Genomic DNA, 14,005 nt, shown 5'->3' with positions numbered 1-14,005 from the left:
CCTTCTCTCCTTCCTCTTGAAACCTGTACCCTATTTTAAATTAACAGGCTGTAGTCGAAGCCCCAGTAAGTGTAGCATCGAGAATGGCAGACTAAGAAGCGACGCTGACGCAGTTTTTAGAATTCACTTGCACGTAGTGTTTGTAACAAAATACCGGTCAATAAAGTGTATTGGGAAGGGCTAGGCTTTGGCATGATTTGCTCCCTAGAAATTGTGAAGCAATACATCCAGAATCAGTCAGAGGGTGCTATCCATCCCCACCGTATAGACGGTGGGGAATTCCGCACCTTACGTTAAGGGCCCTGGATCCTTCCCCAAGAGCTCAGGTTTCCTGTTGTACACTGGGTTCAAGTTGGAAAATGAGGGATCCCCCATGCACTTTCAACCCGACGGCGCTCTGGACGACAGCTTGCCAGGAATAGCTGCGGAGGCGGCGGTTTGGAATGCGCTGCGGCAAGCCCTGGGCTCAGATCCCGGCTACCTCCTCCATCAGTTCAGCATTTATGACCCTCAGGGCCGCCCCAAGGCCAAGCCCGACATTCTATTGATTCATTTTGAACTGGGCTTTTGGATTTTCGAGTGTAAGGGCTACAACCTTTACAATATCGAGGCCATCGACGGCAGCGAGTGGCGCATGCGCGAGTGGCACAGGGAAACCGAAACCCCTCTGGCGCAGGCCGATAATCAAATGTTTCAGATTAAGAATTGGCTGCAGCAAAATCTGGAAACTCGGCCTCTCCAAGCGCGCGTTGCCTGGCAATATCGGCTGGCTTTGCCTCGCATTCGGCGACAAGAATGGCAGGAGCGCTTCGGGGATCCCCCTTTTACCGGCGCGCTGCTTTTTGCTGACGATTTGGAAAACCCAGAGCAGTTGCGGCAAACCCTGTATGCGGCCAAGCAGGTCAATGGCGCTCCTCTCAACGCCACAGAATGGGAAGTGATCCTCAAAACGTTGGGGATAGGGCTGGGGGATCCCGGCGAAGACCCAGTATATGACTACGATCCGCAGGCGGTGATCCGGCGCGTCCAAGAAGGGATCTTCAAACTCGATGAAGACCAACGCAAAATTGCCACCCAATATCCTGAGGGGCCGCAGCGGTTGCGAGGCCTGGCGGGGACGGGCAAAACGGTAGTCTTGACTCGCAGGGCAGCCAAAATCCACGCCGACCACCCGGATTGGGACATCGCCGTAGTTTTCTACACCCGCTCTCTCTATGAGCAAATTCGCAGGCAAATCTCGGAAGTCTGTCAGAGCAAGTTTGACATCGAGCCAAATTGGCAAAAGCTTCGGGTGATGCATGCCTGGGGATCCCAAGATCAGCTTGGGTTTTATCGCCTGCTCGCTCACCGATGTGGCTTAACGCCCAAAAGCCTGGATCGGGCAAGGGCAGAGTTAAGGGATAAAAATGACCATACAACGGAGCCCTTCGACTACGTCTGCCAAGAGTTAGAAAAAGAAGCCAAGGAAATCCCTCAACTTTTTGACGCCATCTTGATCGATGAAGGTCAAGATTTGCCGCCCGCCTTTTACCGTTTAGCCTATCAAACTTTACGGGATCCCAAGCGGCTCTACTGGGCCTATGACGAAGCCCAGGGCATTGGCTCGTTGACGGTGCCAGGGGCAGCCGAGCTATTCGGGCGCGACGAGACGGGCAAACCCAAAGTGCAGTTGGGAGGGCGAGCCATCGTACTGCGCCATTGCTACCGCACTCCAAACATCATCCTCATGGCTGCCCATGCCATCAACATGGGTCTTTTGCGTGGAGGCCAGCCTTTGCAGGGGGTTACTCAAAAAGACCAGTGGGAAGGTTTGGGTTACGAAGTGATAGAAGGTGATTTTCGCAAGCCTGGATCCCCAATTACCCTCACCCGCAAGGCTTGCCACCCCGTCGATCAAGAAAACTTTGATCCCAAGGTGGATCCCCAGTCGCTGCTGGTCTGGCGCACCTTCCCTTCTGAGGAAGAGGAGCAGAATTGGATTGCCCAACAGATCGAGCGCGACCTGAAGCAGTGGAGTTTTCGGCCGGAAGATCTTCTAGTTACAAGTGTAGCCAGCTTCAGAGGGAGCAGACCCTACTGGGAAAGCCTAAAGGCCAGGCTCAAACAAAGAGGAATTAGCGCCCTCATTGCTGGCGAAGATGCCGATCGGGATATTTTCCGCTTGCCGGGGCACGTCACCCTGTCGGGGATCTTCCGGGCCAAGGGCAACGAAGCTTGGAAAGTCTACGTCTGCCAGTTTCAAAACGCCACCGAGCCGGGGCTAAGTGTAGAGGAGCAACTGCGCCGGCGCAATCAAGCTTTTGTGGCCTTGACACGCACCAAGATCTGGTGTGTGGTTACAGGGATCTCCCCCAAAGATCAACTGGCCCCCGCCTTCCAAGAGCTGCGGCAGGCCAAGGAGCAGTACCCCTACCTACGCTTCCCAGCTTTTAACAAGGGATCCCTGCGGCGGGTTCATGAGGTGGATCTGGACTTGGAAGGTGCTTGAAGAACTACCGTCTGCCCTCAAGCGAGCCCAGCTCTGCCATCGCTTTTGCCATATCGTCTAGGTCGTTCACCTTCTCCTCAATGGCTGCAAGAATTGCGTCGTAGGTGTTGGCCGAGGCGGAGGTGGCGGCAGCTTTGGTGGTAGAAGTGGAGCTGAATCCCTTTCCAAACCCAGACGGGTGGGCGGCAAAGTTACCGGAGCCTGTTGCTTGGCGAACTTGATTGAGGCTGGCAATCTCTTGGGCCAAAAGATCCCGTTGTGAGTGGAGCTGATCGAGTTTGGCAGCGCCCTCTTTCAAATACTGAACAAGCTTCTGTTTTTTGGCTTGCAAATCTTCTATTGAGGCTTTTAGATTTTGCTCTTCTGCACGCAGTTGCGCCAGCCATGCTTGCTGAGATCGGATCTGGGATCCCAACTCACAATGGGTTTGAGGATCAGTTCCATCGCCCGCTTCCTCTTCCTGCCGAACGGGTGCCCAATTGGCAAGAGCAGCCCGCAGATCGGCCAGCTCGTTTTGCAGGTGTTGTAGACCTAACTCTTGCTGGCTTTTGAAGTACTCCAGGGATTGCTCCAGCAGTTGGGTTTTGGCTCTGGCTTCACTCCCGGCCAGGGCGGAAGCGAGGTAGCCGGTCATTCCCGTAGCCAAAGCGGCTGCCCCCGATTGCCACAGGGATCCACCGGATCCCAGGCTGCCGAGGGCTACAGCAAGGCCAGCCAAGGCGGGAAAAGCATTGACCCAAAGCTGGCGAGAGGTAGCAAGCTTCATAGTCGGCCCCACAGTAGAACGACAGGGTTGGCTTGATCTTATGGTCTTTTCAAACGGTTGTTATGAAACAGCTTATTGGACTCATCTTTGGCTCCCCTCTTCCCTATGAACTGGAGCACAAGACAGGATTTCTATGCTGGAGTCATCAAGATCGAGTTCAGCCAAGAATTCAAACAGGCGGCTCAATGGTGGAGACAATGTCCTGAATCACCGCCTCTGCCTCTTGCCGTCGGTTACCGGCCATCTCTCCCGACCCAGCCAGGAGAACCCGATGGGCCAGTACCGAGACGAACAACGCTTGCAGATCTTCCGGCAAACAGAAGCTGCGCCCTTTTACCAGCGCCTGAGCTCGTGCCGCCCGCGCCAAGGCCAGCGCTCCACGAGTGGATACCCCTGCCCGCAGCAGCTTGGAAACACGAGTGGCCTGCACCACCTGCAAAAGATAGTCCGCCAGGGATCCGTCCAGGTACACCTGATCCACCGCCGCCTGGATCTCTCGCAACTCACCCAAAGAGAGAACCGGCTGCAGAGCCTCCACCGGCTCGGCTTGTTGCCGTTGCAACAGCAAAGCTCGCTCTATCTCAGGGCTGGGGTAGCCAATCGACAACCGCACCAAAAACCGATCCAACTGACTTTCTGGCAGAGGATAGGTGCCGTGGTATTCCAAAGGATTTTGGGTGGCCAACACAATAAAGGGGCTGGGCAGCGGGTAGGTGCGATCGTCCAGCGAAACCTGCCTTTCCGCCATTGCCTCCAGCAGGGCGCTCTGAGTGCGGGGCGAGGTGCGGTTGATTTCATCCGCCAAGATCACATGGGCAAAAATGGGGCCAGGGCGAAATTCAAAATCCCCTTTTCCCTTATTGAACAGGGTGAGGCCAAGGATATCTGTCGGCAATAAGTCGCTGGTAAATTGAATCCGTTGAAACTTGGCCCCCAAACTGTGGGCGATGGCCCGCGCCAACGTGGTCTTGCCTACACCGGGCACATCCTCCAGCAAAACATGACCTTCCGCAACCAAGGCCATGACCACCGCTTGCACCACCTGTGACTTGCCCTGAAACACCGATTCGATGTTGGCAATCAACTTGCCAATCTGTTGGTGCAAGGCTTGCAATCGTTCCACCGGGATCCGCGCCGAACCAGCACGGGTGCTGACACTCGCCATAAACCATTCCCAAAGGGGCCTATTCCACCTTACCGGCTGGATCCCCTTGCCTGCTCAGGACGGAATCTCACCAAACCCCGGCGAAAAACCGGAGTATCATAGACCTAGGCTCTCCCGGAAGGATGGATATCTTGGAACTGTCTTGTAAAAGTGAATATGCTCTCCTGGCCCTTCTGGAATTGGCCCAGCACTACAGCGATGGCCAGGTGCTGCAGATTAAAGAAATTGCGGCCCATCAGTCCATACCCGATCGCTACCTGGAGCAATTGCTGGCCACCTTGCGCAGACAAGGGTTGGTGCGCAGCCAACGGGGAGCAAAAGGAGGCTACTCCCTGGCCCGAGCGCCCTGGCAGATCTCGCTGTTGGACGTTATCCAGGCCATCGAGGGGGAAGATCTCGCCCGTTCCCGCGAGTGGTCCTCAAGCGATCTCACCCCAGAGCGGGAAGTGCTCCTGAAAGCTTGGCAAGATGCCCAAGCGGCGGCAGTAGCCATTCTCCAGAAGACCACCCTGCAAGACCTCTGCGACCGGCAGGCACAACAGCAACAGGCGCGGCTGATGTACTACATCTGAGCTGCGTGCAATACCCCACAGTTGTTCCTCTCCCAAAGCCGCAAGGACTCTGTTCTGCAAAGAGGAGAGGCTGGGATCCCTAGCCAGTTTTGGGTTATCCTGAAGCCCACTGCTTTTTGAATTGAGCCGTTCCCATGACTGTTCGCTCTTCTCGCTCCCAGGCTGCTGATACGTTTTCTGCGGAAGATTTTGCCCGGGCTTTAGACGGGCAAAACCTCAACTTTCAACCGGGACAGGTGGTGCAAGGCCGCATCTTCCAACATCAGAACGATGGCGCTTTGGTAGATATTGGCGGCAAATCTCCGGCCTTTTTGCCCCTTAAAGAAGCCGGGATCCGCTCAGGAGAAGATTTGAGCGTGCTTTTTCCCTTGAAGACAGAAGCCGAGTTTCTCATTGTGCGGGAAGATGCAGAGGGGCAGATTGTGCTTTCGGCGCGGCGGCTCCGGCTGAAGCGGCTTTGGGAGGAGCTGGCCCAAAAGCAAGCCAGCGGCCAGACGGTAACCGTTCGGGTGATCGGCACCAACAAAGGCGGCGTGGTGGTGGATGTGCAGGGGCTGCGCGGCTTCATTCCCCGCTCCCACCTCAGCCAACGGGAAGGTCTAGAGGAGCTGGTGGGCCAATCCCTGACGGCAGGCTTTATCGAGGTGAACCCAGAAGCCAACAAGCTGGTGCTCTCCCAGCGGGTGGCTGTGAAATCCGAGAACCTGAGCCGTTACACCAGCGGCCAAGTGGTGGAGGGCAAGGTCAGCGGACTAAAACCCTTTGGCGTGTTTGTGGATTTGGAAGAGGGGGTAACCGGGCTACTACACATCAAGCAGGTTAGCCAAAGCTTTGTGGCCTCGCTGTCGGATTTGTTTAAGCCAGGCCAACGCCTCAAAGCCGTCGTGCTCGATGTGGATGAGACCAAGGGGCGGATGGCCCTCTCCCTGCGGGTGCTGGAAAAGCATCCGGGTGAGGTGCTGGAGCATCTGGATACGGTTATGGACGAAGCCGAAGAGCGGGCCAGCAAGCTAAAAGGGAGGATCACAGCCGACGGCCAAGTCATCTGATCCCGATCCCTGCCTCGAGTTTGGATGCGAGATCCCTAGATCGATGGCAAAACGCCTTACGGCAATCAAAGGAAAATCATCGGTTTGAGCGGCGATGGAATGAGTTTCCAATTTCTAGGGATCCCCCCAAGGGAGGAACGCAATGACGGCGGGGGCGCGGGTCCTCGGCGAGGAGTGAGGCGTCGGCGGAAAGTGTATGCCGGGCGGCAGCTACGGAGCAGAAAACTGTTGACAATCAGTTCGGTAAGCGTCTAATTCCCACTTCTTGTGAAGCGCATTGAAACCCATTTGATTGGCCTGCGGGCAAAACTCCTGGGGAGGAGTCTCGTACTCTACGACAAAGACGGGCTTGCCCGCCTGGATGAACGGAAGGAGATGATGACACTCCTGGCGGGTAAAACATTCTTCATTGAGAATCCAATCAAAATAGGGAAGCAAATCAGGGATTTGTTCGAGATCATTTTTCAATCCGATTGCAAGTCCTTGCGAGTGAGCCAGCCATGCAAGAAAAACATTATAAGTGATTTGATCATCGTAAGTTAACGGAAAACCGGTATCGTTGTCGTAGCCATTAACATTATCGGGATCGACGCCGTCGCAACCTTTTCGAGCAGCCAGACCCAGCCGCGCTTCCACAATTGGAGCAAGCAGGTCAAGGCGACGAATATCAAGCCACTTTTCCCCTGGCCACCCTTCCATCTCCTTTCCCAACACCTCGGATGGAAATCGGGAGGAGTCTGGACGCCAATCTTCATAAGAACCTGCACTAAAATAGCACATTACGAAAACGCCACGCTGATGCAATGCTTCAATAACGCCGGCTGACGTCTCAAACAAATCCAGGTTAAACACGCCCACGTCCAGATTGATATCTATCTCCCCCGTATATTGAATTTGCCAGGATGTCTTTTGGGGTGGTATACGATAGTTTCCTGTCGTCGGTGCAGATGTGCTGGTCGCAATTGTGCCAGGCATCGTTGGTGTGGCGGCAGGCGCTGCGCTGCCCACAGAGACCGTTGGCGCAGGTGTTGTCGTGGATTTGGATGCACAAGCGGACAAAATCAGGTTGACCAGCGAGAGCACAATCAATGCTTGTTTCATTGTTCATTTTCCTTTCGGCAGTCAGAGCCGCCTAACGGCTTGCGTTTCAGCCGCGCACGGAGCGAGGGAGCGAAGCGATTGGCTGGATGCGCTCGTTGTGCGGCGCTGCGCTATCCACTGCGCCGCCTTGCCCGCTGCGTTACCTTGCCTGCGCACGCGCACGCTTCCGCACAAACTGTGTGCTCTCCTTAGCACATGTGCGTCATTTCTCACTTTCTCAACGTACCGCATAGCAGTCAGCGCATAAAACTAGCGGAAAAAGAATCGCCTGGAGATTTTGTGCGGCACTTCCCAGCGATCAGCATTTGATTCATCGAAGCGGTCTTTGTGAAGCCAGGCCAGGTAGTTGTCAGCGGCTTGCCGATAGCAGTACCAGCCCAGACCCTTCAGCCGGTCTTTGCGTTTGTCAAGAAACGCTGAAGCAAACTCTTCCATTTCCTCCGCTGAGGGCATCCGGTTCCAGAGATCGGTATATTCACCATCCACAAAGGTCTGTATCAGAACGATGGGCTCGGGTCTTCGGCCAGTCCTGGCTGGAGGAGCAGAGGCATATCGGTGAAGCCGCTCGTCAAGGCAGGCGAGTTCCGCTTGAATCGTTGCCATGCGGTCATCGGTTGGCGGGTCGTAGTAGTTGCCGATCACATTAAAGGGACGGTAACGACCCTTGGGGGTGCTTACGAAGGGATACACGTTGTGGGTTTCGTAGTCGAGCACTCCTGTCAGACATTCGTCTGACTCTTCCCATCCCATGGTGATATCTTCACCGTAGACGCGGACACTCCCGCCGGGGAAGATTTCTTCAGTGATCTGACGATAAAAAGCTTTCAGACGCTCCGGACCGGTTTTCTCGGGCTGCCAGAGCGGTTCATGGAACGAGTAGATGGCGAACGTCTGCGCCAAATAGGCGGGATGGTCCTTCAAAAAACCGAGAAAGGCAGCCCCAATCGATTCTGGATAACGGCTTCGATCTAACTGCCATTCATTTCTCTCTTCGTCCCATCGCCAGATTGATTGTCCAGCATCCTGATCCCAAATCAGCGGGATGACTCGAAGTCTGTGAGGAACTGCCGCCTCATAGGTCGCTTGCCAGTCATCTCTATGAGCGTCGAGTTCCACCAGTACCGTGTTGATACCTAGTCGTGCCAACAGATCAAAGTCTTCAATTTCTGGATAACACACCAGATGGATGAGGTCGCTGGCATCAGGCTTATCGGTCGCCAGCGCAGTGGATGCAGGCGTTGAGGTTAATGGCAACAAAGGCGCACAGGCAGATAAACCCAGACTGGCTACTGCTACACCAGCCAGCTCAAGAATCTCTCGCCGCGAGAGATTCTTCGATTCGCTGCCTGACATGCCATTCCACTCCCTCACTACAGTTTCCAACTTCTATGGATCCCCCGAAGGGGGAACGCCAACAGGCAAAAGTTTGTCGAAAGGAGAGCAAGTTGTTTCCAATTTCTAGGGATCCCCCCGAAGGGGGAACCTTCGCCCTTTTGCATGGCAGCATCGCTTAACCTAGCTGCCGTTTCCAATTTCTAGGGATCCCCCCGAAGGGGGAACTTGCCCTAGACAAAATGGTTCTAGTTAACGCGCAAGAGTTTCCAATTTCTAGGGATCCCCCCGAAGGGGGAACACCACCTCCTGAGGGTGAGGCGCTGCCCATCATAGAGCAGGTTTCCAATTTCTAGGGATCCCCCCGAAGGGGGAACTTGAGATTATCAACAGCGATTTGGCTTCCATCACAGGGATTGTTTCCAATTTCTAGGGATCCCCCCGAAGGGGGAACGGCAGCGGCCCGGGACGTCTTGGGGCCACGGGGACGGACGGGAGTTTCCAATTTCTAGGGATCCCCCCGAAGGGGGAACCGGGATGTCCAGGGCCACCGCCAACCCACAGGTGGCGGTGCGTTTCCAATTTCTAGGGATCCCCCCGAAAGGGGAACCTTGAGCCCGCCGGCGTGGCGGAAGTGATGAACATTATCGTTTCCAATTTCTAGGGATCCCCCCGAAGGGGGAACTTCCAGGCCCGGTTCAGCTACAGCCAGGTGGAGCTGGAGTTTCCAATTTCTAGGGATCCCCCCGAAGGGGGAACTTAAATGGGCAAGCAGCCGAAGTGCTGCTCATGAAATTGTTTCCAATTTCTAGGGATCCCCCCGAAGGGGGAACTGGTGACCCCGGCCCCGGCGTCCAAGCCGGCGACGCAGCCGGGTTTCCAATTTCTAGGGATCCCCCCGAAGGGGGAACCCACGTGGTGCGGGATGGGTAACGCCAACGGAGCCAAGCTTGTTTCCAATTTCTAGGGATCCCCCCGAAGGGAGAACAAAACGCAAGCAACATCAGCACCCAAAGCCAGGGAAACGTTTCCAATTTCTAGGGATCCCCCCGAAGGGGGAACACGCGGCGCTGGCCTACCTTGAAGACCTCTGGGAAGACTGTTTCCAATTTCTAGGGATCCCCCCGAAGGGGAACCCGTATCCAGCGGGAGCTGCAGACGGCTCCCCGCTGCATCCTCGTGTTTCCAATTTCTAGGGATCCCCCCGAAGGGGAACCTGGAGACGTTCTCGGGGGCAGCAGCCCAAGCCGGTTAAAGAGTTTCCAATTTCTAGGGATCCCCCCGAAGGGGAACCATGACCAAGGTGGCGCAGTACGGGCCCGACGGGCGCTTGCTGTTTCCAATTTCTAGGGATCCCCCCGAAGGGGGAACTGGGTCCGCACTTATAGTGCAGTGCGGGTACACTCTATGTTTCCAATTTCTAGGGATCCCCCCGAAGGGGGAACTATCAAGCCCGACTCCAAGAGGCGGTGTGGGAGTCGAGTTTCCAATTTCTAGGGATCCCCCCGAAGGGGGAACTGCCAGGGTTATTTTGCCAGATGGCCAGTGGATCCAGGCAAGTTTCCAATTTCTAGGGATCCCCCCGAAGGGGGAACCATGTTGTGAGCGTCCAGACCTGCGGTCAGTACCTGGTGCTGTTTCCAATTTCTAGGGATCCCCCCGAAGGGGGAACGAGAAGTCCTCCGTTTGATGAAAGAACGGAGGGTATTGTTTCCAATTTCTAGGGATCCCCCCGAAGGGGGAACAACAGGGTACCCAGGTGTACCCAGAAGGTCACCACGTGTTTCCAATTTCTAGGGATCCCCCCGAAGGGGGAACTCTACCCCTATTAAACCCAAGTGGGGCAAGGAATGCAAGACCCATTTGCGAGGGGGTCGGTCGAAGACGGCGAAAAAGGGCCTAGAAGAGGGGGGGCAAGAGGCCTGAAAGCCTTGTGGCGCAAGGCATCGAGCGGGTCAACGAAAGAATCGGCCTTTGCGGGATTTGGCGAGGCGCTCGTAGAGCCGCTGATACCGTTTTTGTGTGCTTTTGACAACATGAGCCCTAGGGGGCTGAAGCGCCTATAGTGGGGGAAGATCTCCAGCTTCCCTCGTTGTCGATGTCGGATCTCACCCCCACGGGTAAGCTTCTGGCCGGGATCCAGGCCCAGCAGGCTGGCGACTTGCAAACCGCAGAAGCCATCTACTTAGAAATTCTGGCGGAGTTTCCGGATCAAGCTGATGCCCTGCACCTGCTGGGGACGGTGGCTCATGCCAGGGGAGAGGGGGAATGGGCGGCTGCTTTGATTGCCGAGGCCATTGCGCTCAATCCCTGCGTAGCCCTCTATCATCACAACCTGGGCGTTGTCTATGAATCTTTGGGGCAACTGGAAAAGGCGCTATCTTGCTATTGGCAGAGCCTGAGCCTCAATCCCAAGGCTTACCTTTCTGCTTTGCAAGCCGGCAAGATTCTCGTTAACTTATGCCGCCATCAAGAGGCGATCCCTTTGCTTAGCTCCTTGTTAGAAAATCTAGATCCGGCAGCAGGGATCCCTTGGGCTGAGGTGCATTTTTATCTGGGAATGGCCCATCGTGAGCAAGGGGAACACAGCGCGGCTCTGGCTCACCTGGAAAAGGCGTGGACTTTGGATCCCAATTTGGTGGTAGCTCGCTGGCTTTACCATCTCTATTTGCCCGCCCTCTATCAGGATGAGGAAGAGCTGCATAGATTTCGCTCTCGCTTTGTAGAACACCTGGATCGCCTCATTGAGGAGACGCCCTTGGACACCCAAGAGCAGCGGCGGCTTGCCTTTTTAGGGTCAAGCTGGGGAACGCCCCACCATCTGCAGTACCAGGGCTGCGACGACCTGGAGCTGCAGAAAAAATACGCTCAGTTTGTGCAGCGCATCGTGAAATCTTGCTACCCCAATTGGCACTCTCTTCCCCGGCAACCAGGGGATCCCATTCGCGTTGGCTTTGTCTCGGCCTCGATGCGCGCCTGCTCCTACAGCCGTCTTTCTTTAGGGTGGGTGAAGTACTTAAAGGCGAGCTCCCAGTGGCCTTTCCTGGTGTTTGCCTACCATTTGGATCCTAGAACCGACTTCATGACAGAGCAATATCGCCAGTATGCGGATGTATTTCGCCACATTCCCACTGGCTTTGAAGACGCCGCCCGTCAAATTCTGCAGGATCAGCTCGATGTTTTGGTGTATCTGGAAATTGGCCTTTCTCCCCTAATTTTGCAACTGGCATCTCTGCGGCTAGCCCCAGTGCAATGCTCCACCTGGGCTCATCCTGTAACTTCTGGACTTTCAACCATCGACTACTTCCTCTCCAGCGACCTGATGGAGCCCGAAGATGGGCAGGCTCACTACAGCGAAACCCTAATTCGGCTGCCCCGCCTGGGTACTTGTTTTGAAAAGCCCGTTTTACCTCAGCAAAAGCGTCATCGTGGGGATTTTGGCCTGCGCCAAGACGCAGTAGTTTATCTTACCTGTCAATACCTGGGCAAGTATCTGCCCCAATATGACTATCTTTTTGCCGCCATTGCCCAGCGAGTGCCCAACGCTCAATTTGTCTTCTTGGCGTTGCCCAATGCTGCCATTGCCCAACACTTTTGGCAGCGTCTTTCCCGAACTTTCTCCGCCTATGGCCTTTCTGCGGAAGACCACTGCTTGATCTTGCCCCAACTGGATCATCAAGACTACTTGGATCTCAACCGCTGCGCCGATATTATGCTGGATTCCTACGGCTGGTCGGGCGGGATCACCACCCTGGAAGCCGTTGCTGCCGGCTTGCCTGTAGTGACCTGCCCTGGCCGGTTCCTGCGGGGCCGGCACACCTATGCCATTCTCAAAAGGATGGGCCTTGATCTCTTAATTGCCCAAGACCTCCAGCGCTACGAAGAGTTGGCCGTCCAACTGGGAACGGATCCCCAATTTCGGCAGCAAATCTCCCAGCAGATCCAACAGCGGCGCGACCTGCTTTTTGAGGATCGAGACTGCGTGGCAGCTCTGGCCCATTTCTTGCTCACCAGGAAGCGCTACGCCAGCAGTGGTTATGGTTAGCTCACCCCAAGTAGAGGGCTTTGCTCCGGATCCCTTCCCGCAAATGGGTACAAGACTGGCTCGATGGTTCCGCCGTGCCCTTCTCGAGCTGGGCAGTGAGATAGGCCATCCGTGCTGAACGTGGGGCAAGGCTGTCAGTGATCTTCATTTTGTGCGAATTGCTCAAATCATCCTAATCTGGATCCAGAGGAACGTTAGCGATCCGGTGGCCGGGGGAGTGTCTATGTCATTGTCAGCGTTGAAGGTTTCTGGATCCCAGGTGCGGTTTTTCTGGGGCCTTCTGGCCTCGACTGTCCTCCTGGCAGGCTGTGGGGGGGGTGGGGGGACGGTGCCGCCTCTGGTCAATGTTTGCGAGCAAGCCTTTAGCCCAGAGTTTTTCGCATCAATTGGCCTGCGCCGCCAAGGAGATAGCCGCAGCGGAACCTTGGGGCCGAATAGCCTTTTGGAGTTCTACTTCGATAGCGCTGGCGAGGTTCAAAATGCCCGGGAAGTTCCACCGCCTCCTGGCACCTTCACCTTTTACTCAGATGGATTTCTCTACTTTCCTTCTGCAGCCAACGTTACCGGAGTTACCATCCGGCTGACCAGCCCGGTTTTCGATCCGCTGTTGGTCATCGGTGCCTTTGATACCGGTAGAAATTTGGATCGGAATGTCCTTTTTGTTAACGATGATGCTGCTCCTGGCAACTTTACCACCTCCCAGCTCACGATCCCGGTGCGGCAAGACCGCTGCTACTTGATCCAGGTGCAAAGTTACTGGGCGCAAAATGCTTCCCCAACCGCTGGGCCAGGTAGTCCTGGGCGAGGGCCATATACCCTCCAGGTGGTGAGCGAAACGTTTGCCACCCCTCCTCCTCTCCCTCCCTTGCAACAGAAGCCGGAGGATCCGGAGAACGGCGGTGGCGGTGACCGAGGTGGCGGCGTGGGTATTTAACTCTGGCGAGTGAGCCTGATGGCAAAGCTGGCGCTGCCACAGGTGGCCGTGCCACGAATGGAGCGCCCGTCGGCGCTGACAGTGCCACTCCACGTGATGGTTGGGGTACCGCTGCCCCCTATCTTGCCGCTGACAGAAAGTTGGTTGCGGATGAGCTGGCCACTGCGCTCCGCAAAACCGGGAGAGGAAACGCTGATCTGGTTGCCGTCTTGACGAATGGAGACGGTTTCCTGGATACCGGTTGCAACATTAACCTTACACAGGGATCCCTGCCAGACAAAGGATCCTCCCTCGTAGAGCCACTGGCCGCTCAAGGCAAGCTCTGCCGCAGGCGTTGGTGTTGCTGGGGCCGGTGTCGAGGTGGGCGGCGGGGGTGGAGTTGGGGTAGGGGTAGGAGCACGAGGAACAAGCGGCGTCAATCGAGGGATAGGGGTAAGCGTTGGTGTTGGCACCGGAGTGGGAGTGGGTGGCAGTACTGGAGTTCGAGTAGGCGTTGCTACTGGAGTGGGAGTAGGTGTCGGTGCCGGAGTTGGAGTAGGCGTTGCCACCGGAG

11 protein-coding genes and 1 CRISPR repeat array are annotated in these 14,005 nt (G+C 55.8%); of the genes, 5 read left to right on the top strand and 6 right to left on the bottom strand.

The genetic code is table 11. The features are described 5' to 3' along the window. The first annotated feature begins 373 nt into the window (after positions 1-373). Positions 374-2,488, top strand: a complete 2,115-nt coding sequence (locus tag NW826_RS00085) for a DEAD/DEAH box helicase (RefSeq protein ID WP_414509128.1) — start codon at positions 374-376, stop codon at positions 2,486-2,488. Between the two features lie 4 nt (positions 2,489-2,492). Here NW826_RS00085 and NW826_RS00080 read toward each other — a convergent pair whose 3' ends face one another. Continuing rightward, positions 2,493-3,254 carry a hypothetical protein gene (locus NW826_RS00080; RefSeq protein ID WP_414369083.1) on the bottom strand — a complete coding sequence of 254 codons (762 nt, stop codon included), beginning with the start codon at positions 3,252-3,254 and terminating at the stop codon, positions 2,493-2,495. Between the two features lie 169 nt (positions 3,255-3,423). Then, entirely contained in the window at positions 3,424-4,419 is a 996-nt protein-coding gene (locus NW826_RS00075) for an AAA family ATPase (protein ID WP_414336100.1), read from the bottom strand. A 131-nt stretch (positions 4,420-4,550) separates the two neighbouring features. On the opposite strand from NW826_RS00075, the gene NW826_RS00070 reads away from it, so the two are divergent. Both NW826_RS00070 and NW826_RS00065 read left to right on the top strand, forming a co-directional pair. Then, the gene (locus NW826_RS00070) at positions 4,551-4,991 is read left to right on the top strand and encodes an Rrf2 family transcriptional regulator (protein WP_414509127.1); all 441 of its coding nucleotides are present in this window, start codon (positions 4,551-4,553) and stop codon (positions 4,989-4,991) included. A gap of 134 nt (positions 4,992-5,125) precedes the next feature. Then, positions 5,126-6,040, top strand: a complete 915-nt coding sequence (locus NW826_RS00065) for a S1 RNA-binding domain-containing protein (protein WP_414348354.1) — start codon at positions 5,126-5,128, stop codon at positions 6,038-6,040. A gap of 210 nt (positions 6,041-6,250) precedes the next feature. Here the strand turns inward: NW826_RS00065 and NW826_RS00060 are convergent, their stop codons facing one another. After that, entirely contained in the window at positions 6,251-7,141 is an 891-nt protein-coding gene (locus NW826_RS00060) for an endo alpha-1,4 polygalactosaminidase (protein ID WP_414509126.1), read from the bottom strand. 249 nt (positions 7,142-7,390) lie between these two features. Next, positions 7,391-8,524 carry a hypothetical protein gene (locus NW826_RS00055; protein ID WP_414509125.1) on the bottom strand — a complete coding sequence of 378 codons (1,134 nt, stop codon included), beginning with the start codon at positions 8,522-8,524 and terminating at the stop codon, positions 7,391-7,393. A gap of 64 nt (positions 8,525-8,588) precedes the next feature. Then, positions 8,589-10,291: a CRISPR direct-repeat array (repeat unit 36 nt; unit sequence GTTTCCAATTTCTAGGGATCCCCCCGAAGGGGGAAC). A 280-nt stretch (positions 10,292-10,571) separates the two neighbouring features. On the opposite strand from NW826_RS00055, the gene NW826_RS00050 reads away from it, so the two are divergent. Both NW826_RS00050 and NW826_RS00045 read left to right on the top strand, forming a co-directional pair. Further along, on the top strand, positions 10,572-12,518 hold the full coding sequence (locus tag NW826_RS00050) for a tetratricopeptide repeat protein (protein WP_414509124.1): 1,947 nt from the start codon (positions 10,572-10,574) through the stop codon (positions 12,516-12,518). A gap of 223 nt (positions 12,519-12,741) precedes the next feature. After that, positions 12,742-13,452: a hypothetical protein gene (locus NW826_RS00045; protein ID WP_414335926.1), complete on the top strand. Its 711-nt coding sequence runs from the start codon at positions 12,742-12,744 to the stop codon at positions 13,450-13,452. Here NW826_RS00045 and NW826_RS00040 read toward each other — a convergent pair. Together NW826_RS00040 and NW826_RS00035 are read right to left on the bottom strand one after the other, a co-directional pair. Beyond that, a complete protein-coding gene (locus tag NW826_RS00040; protein WP_414335924.1) occupies positions 13,449-13,766 on the bottom strand; it encodes a hypothetical protein in 318 nt (105 codons plus the stop codon). The genes NW826_RS00045 and NW826_RS00040 overlap by 4 nt on opposite strands. Further along, the coding region (locus NW826_RS00035) for a hypothetical protein (RefSeq protein WP_414509123.1) at positions 13,708-14,005 on the bottom strand (298 nt) is incomplete at its 5' end. The genes NW826_RS00035 and NW826_RS00040, both read right to left, overlap by 59 nt.

This window comes from Synechococcus sp. OH20 (assembly GCF_047502685.1).
In the GTDB taxonomy this organism is placed as follows: domain Bacteria; phylum Cyanobacteriota; class Cyanobacteriia; order Thermostichales; family Thermostichaceae; genus Thermostichus.
The sequence above is the reverse complement of the archived record's forward strand: the minus strand, read 5'-3'. Positions and strand labels throughout refer to the sequence as shown.

Excerpts from the sequence above, each read along its gene's own strand:
- NW826_RS00075 (WP_414336100.1), bottom strand. The coding sequence starts at position 4,419 with ATGGCGAGTGTCAGCACCCGTGCTGGTTCGGCGCGGATCCCGGTGGAA.
- NW826_RS00065 (WP_414348354.1), top strand. The coding sequence starts at position 5,126 with ATGACTGTTCGCTCTTCTCGCTCCCAGGCTGCTGATACGTTTTCTGCG.
- NW826_RS00060 (WP_414509126.1), bottom strand. The coding sequence starts at position 7,141 with ATGAAACAAGCATTGATTGTGCTCTCGCTGGTCAACCTGATTTTGTCC.
- NW826_RS00045 (WP_414335926.1), top strand. The coding sequence starts at position 12,742 with ATGTCATTGTCAGCGTTGAAGGTTTCTGGATCCCAGGTGCGGTTTTTC.
- NW826_RS00050 (WP_414509124.1), top strand. The coding sequence starts at position 10,572 with ATGTCGGATCTCACCCCCACGGGTAAGCTTCTGGCCGGGATCCAGGCC.
- NW826_RS00080 (WP_414369083.1), bottom strand. The coding sequence starts at position 3,254 with ATGAAGCTTGCTACCTCTCGCCAGCTTTGGGTCAATGCTTTTCCCGCC.
- NW826_RS00085 (WP_414509128.1), top strand. The coding sequence starts at position 374 with ATGCACTTTCAACCCGACGGCGCTCTGGACGACAGCTTGCCAGGAATA.